Raw genomic sequence first — 17,202 nt, 5'->3', positions numbered from 1 at the left:
ACTTCTCCTCCGGACAGCGGGACGCGGGGCTTCACGTGTGTGCGGCTTCCATCATGGGGGTACGGGCCGCGCCACCGTGCGCGGTCCGGCCGGGTGCGGGGTCCTCTCCCCGCCCTGGCATTCCGGTTACGGATGGCCGCGGTGTGCCGCCCACTCCCGGTCCAGCACGGACATCATCACGGCGTCGATCCACGCGCCCTCGTACCGCAGCGCCTCGCGCTCCACCCCTTCGGCGACGAAGCCGACCTTCTCGTACGCGCGACGGGCGCGGGGGTTGAAGGCGAAGACGCCCAGCGAGATGCGGTGCAGCCCGAGCCGCTCGAAACCGTGGGCGACGATCAGCCGGGTGGCCTCGGTGCCAAGCCCCCGGTCGCGCCCCCGCGGGCCGAGCAACGCGCGGAACGCGCAGCTGCGGTTGGGCTCGTCCCATTCGTAGAGCACCACCTCGCCCACCAGCGCGCCGTTCGCCCGGTCGACGACCGCCAGGTCCAGCCGGTCCGTCTGCGCACCGCGGCTTCCGTACCACTCCCGCAGGCGCCGTTCCTCGAAGGCGGGGGCGCTCGCCTCGCCGGTGAACGTGCGGACTTCCTCGTCCTCGAGGATGACGGCCATCTCCGGCGCGTCCTCTTCGGTGAACGGGCGCAAGCGCACCTTCTCGCCGACGAGGACGGGTTTGGTGGCGAAGTCGGCCGTCGGGCCGGAGGGCAACGAGGTCATCCGTGGATGATGCGCGAGGGGCGGGCCGTTCGCCACGGGATTTCGCGATCCGCCCGCTCCCCGATGGGTCCGGTACCGCGCCGGTGGCGTTTCACCGTCGGCGCGGACCGGGATCGACCTGGATCAGTGCATGGGTGCCGGTGGTGCGCCAGCCCTCCGGGTACGCGGTGTCGAGCGCGGCCACGGTGGGTTCGTCGAGGCCCACGATCACATCGGACTTCAGGGTGCGCAGTGCGGCCACCGGGCCGGGGAAGTACGCGGTGCATGCGGTGAAGGGCGTGGTCGGCGGCCACAGCCGGTCGCCCACCAGGCGGCGGTAGTTGAGGTCGCCCTTCATGACGGTCACCGTGGCCGAGGCGAATGCACGCCGCAGACTGCCGGGCATGGCGGCGTAGGGCAGCGGAGCGCGGAAGAAGTCATGGGCACCGATGGTGAGTTGCCCGTTGCCCATCGCCGACCACAGTCGGCTGCCGACATCGGCGACGGCTCCCTGGGCCCGGGTCAGACGGCGCAGACAGTCGAGGACATCGGCGGTGGTGGCATCGGAGACGTAGTACGGATACGGCTTCACCGCCAGCACGGCCCGGTCGGCGCGGCCGTGGTACAGCAGATGGTCGAGGAGGACGAGGTCGGGCAGCAGTTCCCGCCCGGCGTTGTCCGCCACCAGATACACGGTGGCCGGGGAGCCGCCGGGCAGCAGTGACCACAGGGCCTCGGTGGCGTCCGCCACAAGGGGCGGCGCGTCGGCGGCATCCGCCGCGTCACCCGTGGTGGAGAGCCGGAAGCCGAGGTCCGCGCGGTTGCCCCAGAGCGAGCCGTGCACCAGTGCGTTCGCCTGACGCTCGGCGGATGAGCGCAGCACGGCCTCGAGCGCGGCCAGTTCTTCGGCCGCCTCGGGGGTGTGCAGTTCGGCGTGTTTGAAGGGGCGGAACGGATCGATGCCCTGCCAGGGGCCGGGCCCGAAGTAACCGACGGCTTCGAGGAGCTGACGGTAGAAGTAGCTCTCGGCCCACAGGAAGGGCACATCGAACCATGACCGGCCGAAGTGCTCCCGCCCCCACTCCTGCCATCGGTCGTGGTCGTACGCGGTGGCGGGGAGCGGCGCGATGACACCCTCGGTGCACTCCTGGTGCAGGGTGTCCAGCGCACGGTGCTGTTCGGGGCCGTAGGGGAAGGCGGCGCGGACCTTCTCGATGAGCGCCGGATGCCGCTCGGCGAGCACACTCCGGGCGAACGATCCGGGCGCGTCGCTCAGAATCTCGGGCGCGTCGGATGCGTCGGGCATGGCAGTCAGGATTCCACACCGTGCCCGGGGACGCGGCGCTACCAGTGCGCGGGGCGGGTGAGCGCGCCGGGCACCCGGGTGGCGGCGTCGCCCCGTGCCGCGTTGAGCTGGGCCTGGGTGAGGAAGAGGGCGCCGGTGAGATCCGCTCCGCTCAGCTCGGCGTCGCGGAGGTCGGCGCCGATCAGATCGGCGGCGCTCAGATCGGCCCGGGTGAGGTCGGTCGCGATGAGCAGCGCCCCGCGGAGATTGGCGCCACGCAGATCGGCACCGCGGAGCCGGGCTCCGATGAGATCTGCTCCCCTGCGGTTCTTCTTCTTTCCGGGGACCGTGGCCCGTACCCGCTCGCTGGTGCGCAGCAGCAGCCCGCTGACCTTCTCCCGGTGGGCCGCGACGTCCAGCCGCCGCAACTCATCGGCACTGCCGCGGGTGAGCCGTTCCGTCTCGTGCAGCGCCGCGCGCAGCTCGGTGTGGAGGGGCCGGGCGGCGGGAAGCGTCAGGGACTCGGTCAGGTACCACAGCAGTTCGTGGAGCACACGCATCACCGGGAACACCGCGAACATATCGGCGGCGGTGTGCGGGTGGCGGCGCCAGTCGCGCCCGGCGAAGGTGTGGCGGGAGACCTTCTGTCCGGCGCCGAAGCAGTCGAAGACCGTGCAGCCGGAGAAGCCCTTCTCCCGCAGCCGGGCATGGACACCGCAGCGGAAGTCCTCCCGCAGATTGCGGCAGGGCCGCCCCGCGTCCTTGGTGAACGCGAAGTCCGTCGAGGCGGCGAAGGGCAGCGCGACACAGCAGAGCGCGAAGCAGCTGCCGCAGTCGGCCCGCAGGTCGAGGCGGTCCACCTCGCCGGAGGGGGCTTCGGGCTGGTGTGACACCGTGTGTGATCTCCCGTTTCCGCAGTGCGCCACGGGTTGGGTGACGCTGGGCACAAGGGCCCATTGTCTCAGTCGGGAATGATCAGGTCGATTCCATAAGCGGCTACCGCCAGGCAGGCGGCGAAACACACCACGGCGGTGGCCGCGGCCACCGTGCCGGAGCCGCGGTGCAGGACACCGCGGCGGGTGGCGCCGGAGCGTTCGCCGTACGCCTCGGCACGGCTCCACGCGGCGATACCGAGCGAAAACATGACGACCACCACCACGGTGATCCCCAGACTCACTCCGAGGACCCCGCCAAGGCTGCCCCATTCGATGTCCATCCCGTCAGGCTCCTCCCGTCACCCGGTGTCCCTGTCGTCCGCGATCCGTCCGGTCTCCTCTCGCCGGTGTCAGGCGGCCGAGCGCGCCACGCTCTCGGCGGCGCCGGGAACGGGCAGCTCATTGACGTTGTCCGGGTTGACCGGCCGACGGCGGGAGAGTGCGTAGAAACCCGCTGCCGCCGCCACGGCCACGCTCGCCACCAGCGCCACCCCCGCGGTGCCCCGGCCGGCGACCCAGGCGGCGGTGCCTCCCACGGCCGCCGCCGCGGGCAGGGTGAGCAGCCAGGACGCGGCGATCCGCCCGGCCACCCCCCAGCGCACATGGGCCAGCTTGCGGCCAAGCCCGGCACCCAGAATGCTGCCGGTGCAGACCTGGGTGGTCGACAGCGCGAAGCCCAGATGCGAGGAGGAGAGGATGACCGCGGTCGCGCTGGTCTCGGCCGCGAAACCCTGGGGCGGCTGGATATCGGTCAGCCCCCTCCCCATGGTGCGGATGATCCGCCAGCCACCGGCATAGGTGCCCAGCGAGATCGCGAGACCGGCGCTGAGCACCACCCACCACGGCGGGCCGGCGCCATGGCTGAGCGCACCGCCGGAGATGAGGGTGAGGGTGATGACCCCCATCGTCTTCTGCGCGTCATTGGTGCCGTGGGCGAGGGCCACCAGGGAGGCCGAGCCCACCTGTCCGGCGCGGAAGCCCTTGCGCACCGTGCGGCCGGACACCCGCCGGGTGATCACGTAGGCGAGGTAGGTCGCGAGTACGGCGACCAGACAGGCCACCACCGGGGACGCGAGCGCCGGAAGCACAACCTTCTCAGCGATGGCGTCGAACCGCACCGCCGAACCGCCCGACCCCACCCACACCGCGCCGATCAGCCCGCCGAAGAGGGCGTGCGAGGAGCTGGAGGGCAGTCCGGCGAGCCAGGTGATGAGATTCCACAGGATCGCCCCGACCAGCCCCGCGAAGATCATCACCGGGGAGACCTTGGCATCGTCGACGATGCCGTTGGAAATCGTCTTGGCCACCTCGGTGGACAGGAACGCCCCGGCGAGGTTGAGGAGTCCGGCCACGGCCACGGCGACCCGGGGGGTCAGCGCCCCGGTGGCGATGGAGGTGGCCATGGAGTTGGCGGTGTCGTGGAAGCCGTTGGTGAAGTCGAAGGCGAGCGCGGTGAGAATCACAGCGACGAGAAGGAAGGTGACAGATTCCACTCGGACCTCCCACACTCACGCGCCGGACCGTCCAGGCGAAGACCACTGTCTGATTCCACGCTAAGCGCGGAGCCGGACGGCCGCCACGCGGTGCGGAGCGCGGCCCCGAGGCCGCTCCCAGCGACGCGTCGGGCTCGGGGAGAGGCGGGTGTTGAGCTCCCGCAAGGCGCCCCCGGCGACCCAGCCCGCGCGGTTCCAGGGCACGTCCCCGGCCGGCGGCACGGGCGGGGACATCCGCACCTGGCCGACCCGTTGATGCGGTCGCGCCCGACCGGATACGCGACCGGTTCCACATCGCCGTCGCGCACGATCACCTTGGAGGTGCGGACGCGTTCCGCACCTCCAGTCGCTCACGGACCGCCGCCGGTCCCGGCCCCGGCGATGAGGACGGTCAACCCTCGCCCCGGTCCGGGGAACGGACCTCGGGGCGGTCCATGATCCGCAGCCAGGTGCCGTCCGGCAGGCGCCGGGCCACCTGCACCCGGCCACCGGTGTTGTCGGCGGGGCGGGTCGAGGTGAGGGCGAGGTCTCCGTAGCGGACGGTCGGCAACGCCTCCTCCAGCTGGAAGGGCTCGGTGGTGTGCTCGAGCATCCGCTCGCACACCGCGCGGATGGCGTCCCGGCCGACGGTCGCGGACCCCGGCGGATACGCGAGCACCGCGTCCGGCGCGTACAGCTCGGCCAGACCCTCGGCGTCCCCGGCGTTGGCCCGCTCCACGAACAGCCGGGCCAGGTCCTCGGGGGTGGTGGCGCGTTCACGGGTCTCGGTCATGATCGGCTCCTTTCGTCTGCCTCCACTCTCGTTCGGCCGCCACCAGAAGTCCAAGAGATAGTTGATCTGCTTGCTAGAATCATTGGTTATGGAACTGCGACAGCTCGCCTACTTCGTGGCGGTGGCCGAGGAGCGGAACTTCACCCGGGCCGCGGAGCGGGTCCATGTGGCGCAGCCCGGGGTCAGCGCGCAGATCCGGCGACTGGAGCGGGAGCTCGGACAGGAGCTGCTGGACCGTTCCGGCCGCTCGGTGCGGCTCACGGAGGTGGGCGCGGCGGTCCTCCCCTACGCACGGGCCGCGCTGGCCGCCGTGGAGGGCGCCCGGCTCGCCGTCGACGAGCTGACCGGACTGCTGCGGGGGCATGTGGCGGTGGGCACCGTGACCTCGCACAGTGTCGATCTGCCGGGGCTGCTGGCGGAGTTCCACGACGCCCATCCGGCAGTGGAGATCACCCTGACCGAGGCCACGTCCGACGAGCTCGTCGACGGACTGCGCAACGGCCGGCTGGACGCGGCGATCGTCAGCGTGGGTCCCACGACCCCGGCCGGTCTGGAGATGGCAGTGATCACCGACCAGCCGATCGTCGCCGCGGTGAGCCACGACCACGAACTGGCCGTCCACTCGGCCATCTCCCTGGACACTCTGCGCGGGCGCGCGCTGATCAGCCTGCCGTACGGCACCGGGCTGCGCACCCGGCTGAACGAGGCGTGCGCCGCGGCCGGTTTCACCCCGCATATCGCCTTCGAGGCCAGCGACCCCGAAGTGCTGGCCCAGCTCGCCGAGCGTGGACTCGGCGCGGCCATCCTGCCCCGCGCGTTCGCCGAGTCGCGGGCGGACCGGCTGCGGACCGTCGCCATCGACCCGCCCGCGCTGCGCGGACGGCTGGCCTTCGCCTGGCGGGCGGGCGGCCCGAGCGGTCCGGCCGGACGTGCTCTGATCGCCCGCGCACGCGAGACGGTGGCCGGGGCGTAGACACCCCGGCCAACTCATCACGGATGGCCAACCCAACTCATCCCGGATGCGACCGCACTGACCGAAAATCAGACCTTCGGTGCGGCCGAGGGGTTGAGGATGAGGCCGGTGAGCGGGGCGTCGGTACGCCACCCCAGCGACTCGTACAGCGCCCGCCCCTCGATCGTAGCCCCGAGCACCGCGGACCGCGCGCCCGCCGCGAGGGCCTCATTGGCCAAGGTGCGCATGACGAGGCTGCCAAGGCCCTTGCGGCGTTGGTCCGTGGCGGTCTCGATCTGGTCGACCACCGCGGTGTCGGCGCTCGGCGGAACCGCCACCTGGCCACGGGCGGCGAAGGTGCCGTCGGCGGTGACCACCAGCACCCGGGTGAGACCGCCCCGTGTCCAGGTGCGCATGCGATAGCCGTCGGGCACCGGTGCGGACACCGGGGCCAGCGGTGTCGACATCAGGAAGCCCGGAGTGTCGAAGTCCCAGCCGGGCGCCATCCATGGTCCGACGACCTCCCGCGGAAGCAGCGTCTTCAGCCAGGTGCCGGGGGCCGTGAGGGTGCTGGTGAGCTCGCGTACCAGCGTTTCGTTCGCGTCGGGCAGGACATGGCGGGTCACCTGACGGGGCTGCGTGCCCACATCGAAGACAAACCCGTACGAGGTCCGCTCCGGCGGTGACGCCAGTCGCGAGATGACCCAGCCCTCGACCCAGGCCCGCACCAACTCCGGGTCCGCCGGCCCGGCATCCACACGGTCGGCCGCCATCTGATACATCGCCACACCATCCCCCGGATGTAATAGGTAATTGCACCCAGCACACATTACATGGCTGTGGCGGCGCAGCGCGGGGAATTCCAGAATCGCCCCCCTGACCCGGCGCCGTACGGGCCGGATGCGGCCCGGCCGGTGCGGGGCGACACTGGCAGGGGGAGGTGGATCTCTGTGATGCGGGGTGTGTGCGTATGGGTGGGCTGCGGCGATGACCAAGCGCCCCGAGCCCCAGGGCGGGGAGGGCGTCCCACAGGTGCGGGACCTGCCCACGCGTATCGACGCCACCGGCCGCCGCCGCGAGTCGGACGCTCTGGGGACGATCGAGGTGCCCGCCGACCGGTACTGGGGTGCCCAGACCCAGCGGGCGCTGGTCCACTTCTCGATCGGCGAGGACCTGATGCCCAGGGCCGTCCACCACGCCTACGGCTCCATCAAGAAGGCGGCCGCGCTGGTCAACGGCCGTGAGGGGCGGCTGGCGGGCTGGCAGGCCGATCTGATCGCCCATGTCGCCGACGAGGTGGTCTCGGGCGCGCTGGACGACCACTTCCCGCTCCATGTGTGGCAGAGCGGATCCGGCACCCAGGTCAATATGAACGTCAACGAGGTCATCGCCAACCGTGCGATCCAGTTGGTCGGCGGTGTGCTGGGGTCGAAGGACCCGGTGCACCCCAACGACCACGTCAACATGTGCCAGTCGTCCAACGACACCTTCCCCACGGCCATGCACCTCGCCACCGTGCGCTCCCTGCACGACCATGTGCTGCCCCGGGTGAGCCTGCTTCAAGAGGCCATCGCCGCCAAGTCCCGCGCCTGGTACGACGTGGTCAAGACCGGCCGCACCCATCTCCAGGACGCGGTCCCGCTCTCCGTGGGGCAGGAGTGGTCCGGCTACGCGGCCCAGCTGTCCGACGCCATCGAGGGGCTGCGCGCCACCCTGCCCGGCCTGTACCAGCTGGCCATCGGCGGCACCGCGGTGGGCACCGGCCTCAACGCGCCCGAGGGCTTCGGAGCAGCGGTCGCCCGGGAGCTCGCACAGGCGACCGGACATCCGTTCCGGGTTGCGGTCAACTCCTTCGCGGCCCAGGGCAGTCTGGACGCCATGGTGGCCGCGTCCGCGGGGCTCCGGGCCCTGGCCGTTCCACTGATGAAGATCGCCAATGACATCCGCTGGATGGCGTCCGGCCCCCGCTGCGGTATCGGGGAGCTGATCCTGCCGCCCAACGAACCCGGGAGTTCCATCATGCCCGGCAAGGTGAACCCCACCCAGTGCGAGGCGATGATGATGGTGTGCGCCCAGGTGCTGGCGGAGGACAGCAGCGTGGCCCTGGCGGGCGGCCAGGGCAATTTCGAGCTCAACACGATGCGACCGCTCGTCATCAACAACGTGCTGCACTCCGCCCGGACCCTCGCCGACGCCTGCGAGAAACTGCGGGTCCACTGCGTCGAGGGCGCGGAGCTGAACCGTGAGCGGATCGACGACCAGGTGGCGCGTTCCCTGATGCTGGTCACCGCGCTCTGCCCGGAGCTCGGCTACGACAGGGCGAGCCAGATCGCGCACATGGCGGCCGACGAGGGAACCACGCTGCGCGAGGCCGCCATCGCCAGCGGCCATATCGGCGCCGAGGACTTCGACCGTATCGTCGACCCCCGGAAGATGGCCCGGCTCACCGAATAAGCCCGGAGACCCGGCTCACCGGATGAACCCGGGGGCCCGGCTCACCGGATGGATCCGGGCGGTCCGTGGTCGGCCAGCGGCCCGACCCCCAGGCCGTTCGCCCGGCATTCGGCCACCAGCGCGGGCAGCGCCGCCAGCGTGGCGCGCCAACAGCCCGCCGCTGCGGCCCGGTCGGAGTCGTGCAGCAGCACGGTGGCGCCGCCGCGCAGATCGCGCCGTACGGCGGCGAGCACCGAGCGGGGCGTGGCGTCCGCGGACCAGTCGCGCCCCCAGGCCGACCACAGCACCGGCCGGAGACCGGCCCGGAGCGCCGCGAGCCAGCGGCCGCCGGTCAGAATGCCGTACGGCGGCCGGTACCACAGCGGCACCGAGCCGGTGGCCATCCGCACGGCGCGGGCGGCCTGGGCGACCTCACGGACGTCCCGGGCCACCGTGGGCAGCCACGGGCGGCTGTGGGTCCAGCCGTGGACGGCGAGTTCATGGCCGCGGCGGGCGATGTCGAGCGTGGTCCGCGGATAGCGCACCACACTGTCGCCCAGGACGAAGAAGGTGGCCCGTACCGCCAGTTCGTCGAGGACGTCGAGGAAACGCGGGGTGGACCGGGGATCGGGGCCGTCGTCGAAGGTGAGGGCCACATGGTCGGAGCGGCCGGAGCCCGCGAGCCCGGGGAACAGGGCCCGCCGCGGCCCCGCCAGCCAGGTACCGGTCGGGACGGCGTGGGCGGCGGCCACCAGCAGCGCCGTGTTCCGCACCATCGCCCGGGGCCGGTGACGGACGTTCATGAGGTCCTCCCCCGCTCCCCGGGACCGTCCCGCCACCCGGGGATGTCCGCCGTCGGGGCGGCGGACGGTTCCGGCCCCGCGGGTGCGTCGGTGTCCCAGCCGCCCGCCATGGCGGGCGAGCGGGTCAGCCCGACGATCCCCACGGCCATCAGGGCGACACCGATGGCCTCCGGCAGGATGCGCAGCCCCAGTTCGACCCGTTCACCGAACAGCACCCAGCCCAGCACGATGCTCACCAGCGCGTCGCCGAGGGTGAGCGCGGGCTGCGAAGCCGCCAGGGTGCCCGCGCGCAGGGTGCTCTGCAACAGCAGGAAACTCAGCAGCCCGACCACGCACACGGCGTAGAGCGGCCAGCTGGTGAACACCGCGGCCACTCCGCCGGCGAACCGGCCGGTGAACTCCTTGATCAGGGCCGCGGTGCAGGCGAAACACGCGGCGGTGGCGCAGCCGAGGACGGCGGCGCGGGCGGCGCCGTGCAGGGCACGGGCCACCACGGCCAGGACGGCCACGGCGAGCGCCACGGCCACACCCACCGGGAGCCAGCGGCCGTTCTGCGCCGTGGCCTGTCCATGCGAGGGGTCGGCGGCGAGGAGGAACAGCGCGAGACCGGCGGCGAGCATCACAAACGCCAGCCAGGTGCGGCCGTCCGGGTACTGCCGGAACACCAGACTGCCCACCACCAGCGTGAACAGCAGCTCGCTGACGAGCAGTGGCTGGACGACGGAGAGCCGTCCCACGGCCAGCGCACCCACCTGGGCCACCGCCGACACCACCATCGCCGCGCCCCCGGCCAGCCAGTAGGGGCGGCACAGCAGCCGGCCGAGCCGCCGTACGGCGTGGCCGAGACCCTGTCCGCCCGGCTGTTCCCGCTCCTGATCCATCGCGGCCCGCCGCTGGAGCACCGACGCCGCTCCGTTGCCCAGCGCGGACAGCAGGGCCAGCAGGACGGTCAGGACGTTCACCGGGTGTCACCCGAAGCGGGAGGCCAGCCGGTGGTAGAGCCCTGGTGCCGCCCCATGGATCAGTGCGGGCAACCGCAGCCAGGCGGGTACGTAGACCTCGTCGCGGCCCCGTGCCACGGCGTCCCAGACCGCGTCGGCCACCCGCTCGGGCGGCAGCGGACGGGGGTGTGCGCGGGTGTACGGGGCCCCGCGGCGGGCGAAGAACGGGGTGTCCACCACACCGGGGACCACATGGGTGACACGTACTCCGGCCCCGCGCAGTTCGTAGCGCAGGGAGTCGGCGAAGGCGCCGAGCGCCGCCTTGGCGGCCGAGTACACCGCCTCGCCACGGACGCCCACACTGCCCGCGATCGAGCCGATCAGCACGATGTGTCCGCGCCGCCGGTCGAGCATATGCGGCAGGGCCGTGCGGACGAGCCGTACGGCCGCCAGCAGATCGACGCCGACCACCCGGTCGATGGCGGCCGGTGGCATACCGGCGAACGATCCGGCCCAGCCCACGCCCGCCCCCGCCACCAGCAGATCGATCCGGCCGGCCGCGCCGAGAGCGTCGCGCACCAGGTCCTGACTGCCCTCAGGGGTGGCCAGATCGGCGGGCAGGGCGATGGCCGAGGTCCTCCCGGCCACCCGGGCCAGCCGTTCCCGATGGCGGCCACTGACCAGCAGCCGCCAGTCGTCCGCTGCGGCGAACCGGTCGGCGACGGCTGCGCCGATACCCGAAGAGGCGCCGGTCACCAGCGCGATCCTGGTCCCGGTGCCGGTGTCGCGCCCTGTCTCCCGGCCCGTACCGTGGTGGAGGTGTGCGTCCGGGAGGGGGCGGATCATGGCATCTCCCTGTCTCGCTGCGGGCCGGCGGGTGGTCGGGACACCGGCCGTCGGGTGCGCGGTTTGACGGCACGCGGAGCGGTTACCTCCAGTGAGCCATGTCCCGGCGCGCCTCGCACCATCGGAGGTGTTCATGCGGCCCCTTCCCAACCGCTCCGGCGCCCCCGCCACCGGCCGTCTGCTGGTGGTGAGCGCCGGGATGGGAGCTGGGCACGACGCGGTGGCGGGCGAGCTGGTGCGCAGGCTGGAGGCGATGGGGCACCGGGCGGACCGGGTCGATGTGCTGGATCTGCTGCCCGCCGGTGTGGGGGCGGGGCTGCGCTCCTTCTACCGGACGACGATCCGCCGCGCGCCGGTGGTGTACGCGGGGATCTACCGGGCCTTCTTCCGTCCCGGCCGCGGACCGCGGCCCGGCGCCGCTCCGCTGGCCGGGCTCGCCGAGGGCCGTTTGCTGGACACCGTGGAGCGGCTTCGGCCGGACGCGGTCGTCCCGGTGTTCCACCTCGCCGCGCAGCTCACCGGGCGGCTGCGGAAACGCGGTGCGCTGACCGCGCCTAGCACGGTCGTCGTCACCGACTTCTCGGTGCACCGGCAGTGGCTGCATCCGGGCAACGACCGGTATCTGTGTGTCTCCGCCGAGGCCGCGGAGACCGTGCGCCGGGCGCTGGAGCGTCCTGCCACGGCCACCGGCCCGGTGGTGGCGGCGCGGTTCTTCGCCCCGGCGGAGGGCGCCGATGGCTGGGGGCGGCGGTTCGCGGCCCTGACGCCCGGGAAGCCACCGGTGCTGCTGTCGGTCGGCGCGTGGGGGGCCGGGACACGGGTGGCGGAGACGGCGCGGCTGCTGTCCGGCGGCGGCTATCTGCCGGTGGTGCTGTGCGGCCGGGACGAGCGGCTGCGCCATGGACTGGCGCGGTGGCCGGAGGTGCTGGCCCTCGGCTGGGAGCCGGACATGCCCGGGTTGCTGGCGGCCTCACGGGCCCTGGTGGACAACGCCGCCGGGCAGACCGCGCTGGAGGCGCTGGCGACGGGTGTGCCCGTGGTGGGCTACCGCCCGATCCCGGGGCACGGCCGGGAAGGTGTCCGCAGGATGGCCGCCCTGGGCCTGTCGGACCATGCGGCGGACTCATGGGATCTGCTGCGGCTGCTGGATGTGCTCACCGTGCCCTCCGGGACACGTGAGCGCCGGATCGCTGCGGGCCGTGAGCTGTTCGCGGACGACGCCGCCGCACGGATCGCCGAGACGGTGCGGGACACGACGACGCCACGCTGACGGGGCGCCGGGACGGCCATCAGCCCGGTGGCCGCGGGGGTGTTGCGGTGGCGAGCGGTGTCGTGGTGCCGACGGCACCCCGCGAACGGGGTGACCGCGGCTGACGGCGCCGACGAGGCGGCGCGGGGATGGGCGGGAGAGGATGGCCCGTGTCTTCGGTGGGTTCCGGACCGCCGAAGCGTGACGGATCCACCCTCTCCCGGGGCCCTGCGCGCCGACCGCCGACTCCGCGGACCACTTCAGCCACGTCCTCGGTTGCCCGGAGCCGTCGTCGCCGACACCGCTGCCCGTGGGTGGCGGTGAGTGGCGGCGCAGCGGCCAGGGTGGTGAGGAGGGTTGTGCGGTACGCGGGTGCCGACCGGGCGCGACGCCAGGCCGTCAGCTCGTGGCCGCGGCCTCGTACAGGCCACGGCCGGAGCGCTGGGCCCGGTCCGTCGAGCGCAGCCGCTCGAGGGTGTTGCGCACCGAGTTGACGTTGGTACGCGTCTCCTCGCGCCCCAGCGCGTCGTTGACCTCGGAAGCGCGCATCGGGCGACCGGCCTTACGCAGGGCGGCCAGCACGTTGTCCGTGAGCCCGCTGGTTCGCTCGGAAGCGGTACCCGCTTCCTTGGCCTTGTCGGCGGCCTTGGCGGCCTTGGCGACGGTCTTGGGTGCCTTCGTGGCCTTCACCGCGGCCTTGGCGGACTTCGGGGCCTTGGCCGCGGCCTTCTTGGTGGCCTTCTTGGCGACCGCGGTCTTCTTCGCCGCGGTCTTGGTGGCCCGTCCGGTGGCCGACTTCGCCTTGCCCCTGGTGCGCTGACGGCCGATGGCTGCCTTGCGGGTGGCGGCCGCCTCGGCATCGGCCTCCTCGGTCACCTCGGTGGCCACGTCCGCGATGGTGGCGGCCGTGTCACCGGTGGCGGGCTCGGAAACCGACGCGGCCACGGCCACGGCGGTCGCCACCTCCGCGGACACCGCTCCGGTGGAGAGCAGCTGAAGGCTGCTCAGCGCGGTGCTGACCGCCTCCAGCCGCTTGGTGACGGCGTCCAAATCGTCCTTGAGGGCCTGCTGTTGCTTCTGAAGCTCAGGGAGTTCCGCCTCCAATGCCTCGATGGTGGATCCGACACTGCTGTCCGCGCTCAATGTGTGCGCCATCGTTCGTCCCCTTTCTGGGCCTCTGCGCCCATCGCAGCTGCGATTATGCCTGCTGTCAGGAGTGTGCGGTGCCCGGTGTGCAACGACGCAAAACAACTGGAGCCGTCCGGATCCCTCGTGAGAGGCCAACTTCCGGTGAAGAAGCGGGCCCCGGACACCGTGTGCGGACCCCGGATGTCATCCGGAAGAGTGGCGCCGCAAACACGATGACGAGACGTCAGAACACCTGATGTTGGCGCGGGTTGCGGTGATGGCGCAGCGTGGCGGATCGGTCGCCACCCCGCCCCATCGGCGAATTAATCGATGTGCACACGCACACTTCCTGCGTATCCTAGCTTTTTCCCTAGGATCCCTAGGTTCTACCAGCAACATGGAGGTGGCACATGGTTCGTGCCGGTCTGACGACCGAGCGCGTGGTGCGGGCGGCGGCGGATCTGGCGGACATCGTCGGACTGGACAACGTCACGATGTCCGCGCTGGCGCGGAGTTTCGGCGTCAAGGACGCGAGCCTGTACTCGCACATCCGATCCGTCTCCGAGCTCCGGGCACGGATCGCCCTGCTGGCCGCGGACGAGATCGCGGACCGCTTCGGGGCGGCGGTGGCGGGCCGTTCGGGCCGGGATGCCCTGGTGGCGTTCGCCGATACCTACCGTGGCTACGCGCTGGAGCGACCCGGCCGGTACGCCGCCACCCAGATCCGGATCGACCCCGCACTGGCCGCCGAATCGGCAGGCGGGCGGCGCAAAATCGACCTCACCTACTCGATGCTGCGCGGCTACGGGCTGTCGGAACCCGATCTGACCGACGCGGTACGGCTGCTGCGCAGCACCTTCCACGGCTTCGTCAGCCTCGAGGCCAACGGCGGCTTCGGACACCCCCGTGACCTCCAGGCGTCATGGGAGCGGACCGTTGAGGCCCTGCACATCGCACTGGAGCACTGGCCCTCTTCCGGGTCCCGAACGAGCGGAAAGCGACGCACCTCATGAGCACGCACACCAGCGGCGAACCCACGACCGGCAGCCTGCGGGTGCCCGGCGCGACCCTCCACTACGAGGTGCGCGGCAGCGGCCCGGTGCTGCTGCTGATACCGGGCGGATCCGCCGACGCCGCCCTCTTCGACGCGGTGGCGCCCGTCTTCACCGACCGCTGGACGGTGGTCTCCTACGACCCGCGCGGGATGTCCCGCAGCTCACTCGACGGCCCGCTGGAGGACCAGCGGGTCGAGCGCCACAGCGAGGACGCGTACCGTCTGCTCGAGGAGGTGGCGCCGGACGGCGCACCTGCCTGTGTGTTCGGCACCAGCTCCGGCGCCATCGCCGCGCTGGACCTGCTGGCCCGCCACCCGGAGCGGCTGCGGCTGGTGGTGGCCCACGAGCCTCCGGTGGTGGAACTGCTGCCCGACGCCGAGCGCCACCGGGCGTTCTTCGCCGAGGTGCACACGGCGTACCGCCGTGAGGGAGTCGCGGCGGCCATGGCCGTGATGAGCGCCGGAACCGGCGGCGGGGACCAGGAAAGGGAGCGGCAGGAGGACCGGCCCGCGAGTCCGCCGGTGGATGAACTGCCGCCGCATCTGGCCCATATGGTCAGCCGGATGCATGCCAATACGCCGTACTTCCTGGAGCACATCCTGCGGCAGTTCACCACCCACGTCCCGGATGTGGCCGCGCTGGAGAGGGCGGCGGACCGGCTGGTCCTGGCCGGGGGCCGGGAGTCCCGGGGACAGCTCCTCCGGCGTCCGGCCGCGCTGCTCGCGGAGCGATTCGGCGGCGAGGTGGTGGAGTTCCCCGGTGGCCATGTGGGCCTCGCCGAGCATCCGGCGGAGTTCGCCGAGGCGCTGTCCGCGACCCTGGGGTGAACCCATGGCCGCTTCCACCGGGTGGTAGAGCCGGGTGGTAGAGGTAGGTGGGAGAGCCCGGTGATAGAAACGAGATACCCCTACCAGGCGGAAGGACAGCGATGAAGCGGCGCTGCGCGGTGCTCGACGACTACCAGGACGTGGCGCTGTCGATGGCCGACTGGTCTCAGCTGCGCGACACGGTGGACGTGGTCGTGCACCGGCACCACATCGCGGATCAGGACGCCCTGGTCGAGGCGGTCGGGGACTGCGAGATCGTGGTCATCATGCGGGAGCGCACCCCGTTCCCCGCCGAGGTGTTCGCCCGGCTGCCACGGCTGAGGCTGCTCGTCACCACGGGGATGCGCAACGCCTCCGTGGATCTGGCGGCGGCCGCCCGGCACGGGGTGACCGTCTGCGGTACGGCGAGCAGTTCGGAGCCGCCCGTCGAGCTGACCTGGGCGCTGATCCTCGGACTCGCCCGCCATGTGGTGCCCGAGAGCACCGCGCTGCGCGACGGCGGACCGTGGCAGAGCACGGTCGGCACCGATCTGCACGGCAGCCGCCTCGGATTGCTGGGGCTGGGCAAGATCGGCGCCAAAGTGGCACGGATCGGCCAGGCGTTCGACATGGAGGTGGCCGCCTGGAGCCGGAATCTGACGGCGGAGCGGGCGGAGGCCGAGGGTGTCCAGCTCGCCTCGTCCCTGGAGGAGTTGCTGGAGACCAGCGATTTCCTCTCGGTGCATCTGGTGCTCAGCGACCGCAGCCGCGGACTGCTGGGCGCCGCGGAGCTGCGGCGGATGCGGCCCAGCGCGTTCCTCGTCAACACCTCGCGCGCGGCGATCGTGGATCAGGGCGCGCTCGCGGACGCCCTGCGCGGTGGATGGATCGCGGGCGCGGGGGTCGATGTCTTCGACGAGGAGCCACCGGCCCCGGACCACCCCTACCGTTCGCTGCCAAATCTGCTGGCCACACCGCATCTGGGCTATGTCACGCGGAACAACTACGAGCGGTTCTTCACGCAGGCGGTCGAGGACATCCGCGGCTACCTCGCGGACGATCCGGTCCGGGTGCTGACCCCGCGGTAGGGGGTTCCGCCGCAGCCGTCAGTAGATGTGCACCGCGGCCCCGCACAGGCCGAGTCCGGCCGCCGCGGCATCGCGCCACTGCCGCAGCGGTCCGTCGAACACGCTCTCCTCGTCCGCGGAGTAGTCGAGCCAGTCCTGCTCCTCCGCGGCGGTGCGCTCCTCGGGGGTGAAGCCGAGCGCGCGCTCCACCAGCGGCAGGGTCTGCCTGACCTGGGCCGAGGTGAGCAGGAAGTTGCCGCACCAGCCGGGCAGCAGGGCCGCCCGGCTGGGCCCGATGGCGTGGAAGAGGGACGCCACCGCGTAGTCCTTCCTGTGCGCCGAGAAGAACATCCGGTCCGGGTCCGCACCGCGCTCCCACACATCGTCGACGATCCAGAAGAGGTCGTCGTCGTCCCGGTCCCCGCCGCTGTAGAGCTCCTGCATGTGCTCCCCGACGGAGGTGAGCCGGGCGAAGGAGAGCAGATCCTCACGCTCCGTCTCGTCGTGGCACCCGAAACTCTCGTACCACGCCCGCCAGTCGGGCAGCGGCCGCTCCTGCCAGCGCCGCCACTGCCGCTGTGCCTCGGGCTCGGCGCGCTCCGCCACGATCAGCGGCAGCATCCGCGGGGCGAGGGTGTCGATGAACGTGTCGTGGTGGGCGCTGATGGCCCAGGCCGAGGTCACTCCCATGTCCCGCACGGTAGGCGGTGACACCGACAGCGGTGCCACCGCCGTGGGCGC

Annotated in this window: 18 protein-coding genes; 6 read left to right on the top strand and 12 right to left on the bottom strand. The window is 72.1% G+C overall.

Annotation, left to right across the window (positions count from 1 at the left end; translation table 11 throughout):
- Positions 1–126: 126 nt before the first annotated feature.
- From AC4BEG_RS34125 to AC4BEG_RS34100, 6 genes are all read right to left on the bottom strand, one after another.
- Positions 127–717 carry a GNAT family N-acetyltransferase gene (locus tag AC4BEG_RS34125; protein WP_490703533.1) on the bottom strand — a complete coding sequence of 197 codons (591 nt, stop codon included), beginning with the start codon at positions 715–717 and terminating at the stop codon, positions 127–129.
- A gap of 91 nt (positions 718–808) precedes the next feature.
- Positions 809–2,002: a damage-control phosphatase ARMT1 family protein gene (locus AC4BEG_RS34120; RefSeq protein ID WP_490703532.1), complete on the bottom strand. Its 1,194-nt coding sequence runs from the start codon at positions 2,000–2,002 to the stop codon at positions 809–811.
- 38 nt (positions 2,003–2,040) lie between these two features.
- Entirely contained in the window at positions 2,041–2,874 is an 834-nt protein-coding gene (locus AC4BEG_RS34115) for a pentapeptide repeat-containing protein (protein WP_490703531.1), read from the bottom strand.
- Between the two features lie 68 nt (positions 2,875–2,942).
- A complete protein-coding gene (locus AC4BEG_RS34110) occupies positions 2,943–3,197 on the bottom strand; it encodes a hypothetical protein (RefSeq protein ID WP_490703530.1) in 255 nt (84 codons plus the stop codon).
- 69 nt (positions 3,198–3,266) lie between these two features.
- Entirely contained in the window at positions 3,267–4,409 is a 1,143-nt protein-coding gene (locus AC4BEG_RS34105; protein ID WP_490703529.1) for an inorganic phosphate transporter, read from the bottom strand.
- Between the two features lie 391 nt (positions 4,410–4,800).
- Positions 4,801–5,181 carry a YybH family protein gene (locus AC4BEG_RS34100; protein WP_490703528.1) on the bottom strand — a complete coding sequence of 127 codons (381 nt, stop codon included), beginning with the start codon at positions 5,179–5,181 and terminating at the stop codon, positions 4,801–4,803.
- Between the two features lie 88 nt (positions 5,182–5,269).
- On the opposite strand from AC4BEG_RS34100, the gene AC4BEG_RS34095 reads away from it, so the two are divergent.
- Complete coding sequence (locus AC4BEG_RS34095) at positions 5,270–6,154, top strand: LysR family transcriptional regulator (RefSeq protein ID WP_490703527.1); 885 nt, start codon at positions 5,270–5,272, stop codon at positions 6,152–6,154.
- Positions 6,155–6,222: 68 nt separating this feature from the next.
- On the opposite strand, the gene AC4BEG_RS34090 is transcribed toward AC4BEG_RS34095, so the two are convergent.
- Entirely contained in the window at positions 6,223–6,915 is a 693-nt protein-coding gene (locus AC4BEG_RS34090; protein WP_490703526.1) for a GNAT family N-acetyltransferase, read from the bottom strand.
- A gap of 205 nt (positions 6,916–7,120) precedes the next feature.
- On the opposite strand from AC4BEG_RS34090, the gene AC4BEG_RS34085 reads away from it, so the two are divergent.
- The gene (locus AC4BEG_RS34085) at positions 7,121–8,587 is read left to right on the top strand and encodes a class II fumarate hydratase (RefSeq protein ID WP_490703525.1); all 1,467 of its coding nucleotides are present in this window, start codon (positions 7,121–7,123) and stop codon (positions 8,585–8,587) included.
- Between the two features lie 41 nt (positions 8,588–8,628).
- Here the strand turns inward: AC4BEG_RS34085 and AC4BEG_RS34080 are convergent, their stop codons facing one another.
- The 3 genes from AC4BEG_RS34080 to AC4BEG_RS34070 are packed head-to-tail and all read right to left on the bottom strand — an operon-like array spanning position 8,629 to position 11,156.
- A complete protein-coding gene (locus AC4BEG_RS34080) occupies positions 8,629–9,369 on the bottom strand; it encodes a polysaccharide deacetylase family protein (protein WP_490703524.1) in 741 nt (246 codons plus the stop codon).
- Positions 9,366–10,331 carry a DMT family transporter gene (locus tag AC4BEG_RS34075; protein WP_490703523.1) on the bottom strand — a complete coding sequence of 322 codons (966 nt, stop codon included), beginning with the start codon at positions 10,329–10,331 and terminating at the stop codon, positions 9,366–9,368. The genes AC4BEG_RS34080 and AC4BEG_RS34075 overlap by 4 nt, the downstream gene beginning before the upstream one ends.
- 6 nt (positions 10,332–10,337) lie before the next feature.
- Positions 10,338–11,156 carry an SDR family NAD(P)-dependent oxidoreductase gene (locus AC4BEG_RS34070; protein WP_490703522.1) on the bottom strand — a complete coding sequence of 273 codons (819 nt, stop codon included), beginning with the start codon at positions 11,154–11,156 and terminating at the stop codon, positions 10,338–10,340.
- A 133-nt stretch (positions 11,157–11,289) separates the two neighbouring features.
- Here AC4BEG_RS34070 and AC4BEG_RS34065 point away from each other — a divergent pair, with 133 nt between their 5' ends.
- Positions 11,290–12,426: an MGDG synthase family glycosyltransferase gene (locus AC4BEG_RS34065; RefSeq protein ID WP_490703521.1), complete on the top strand. Its 1,137-nt coding sequence runs from the start codon at positions 11,290–11,292 to the stop codon at positions 12,424–12,426.
- A gap of 378 nt (positions 12,427–12,804) precedes the next feature.
- On the opposite strand, the gene AC4BEG_RS34060 is transcribed toward AC4BEG_RS34065, so the two are convergent.
- Positions 12,805–13,560, bottom strand: coding sequence for a prephenate dehydrogenase (locus tag AC4BEG_RS34060; protein WP_490703520.1), 756 nt, complete (start codon positions 13,558–13,560; stop codon positions 12,805–12,807).
- 383 nt (positions 13,561–13,943) lie between these two features.
- On the opposite strand from AC4BEG_RS34060, the gene AC4BEG_RS34055 reads away from it, so the two are divergent.
- The 3 genes from AC4BEG_RS34055 (at position 13,944) to AC4BEG_RS34045 (ending at position 16,482) form a co-directional block, all read left to right on the top strand.
- A complete protein-coding gene (locus tag AC4BEG_RS34055; protein ID WP_490703519.1) occupies positions 13,944–14,546 on the top strand; it encodes a TetR/AcrR family transcriptional regulator in 603 nt (200 codons plus the stop codon).
- A complete protein-coding gene (locus tag AC4BEG_RS34050) occupies positions 14,543–15,415 on the top strand; it encodes an alpha/beta fold hydrolase (RefSeq protein WP_490703518.1) in 873 nt (290 codons plus the stop codon). Before AC4BEG_RS34055 ends, AC4BEG_RS34050 begins: the two co-directional genes overlap by 4 nt.
- Before the next feature lie 101 nt (positions 15,416–15,516).
- Positions 15,517–16,482, top strand: a complete 966-nt coding sequence (locus tag AC4BEG_RS34045; protein ID WP_490703517.1) for a D-2-hydroxyacid dehydrogenase family protein — start codon at positions 15,517–15,519, stop codon at positions 16,480–16,482.
- Between the two features lie 18 nt (positions 16,483–16,500).
- On the opposite strand, the gene AC4BEG_RS34040 is transcribed toward AC4BEG_RS34045, so the two are convergent.
- Entirely contained in the window at positions 16,501–17,151 is a 651-nt protein-coding gene (locus AC4BEG_RS34040; RefSeq protein WP_490703516.1) for a hypothetical protein, read from the bottom strand.
- Positions 17,152–17,202: the final 51 nt, after the last annotated feature.

The organism is Streptomyces sp. JLBJ103, from assembly GCF_058215575.1.
Note: the sequence above shows the minus strand (reverse complement) of the source record. Positions and strands in the feature narration are given on the sequence as shown.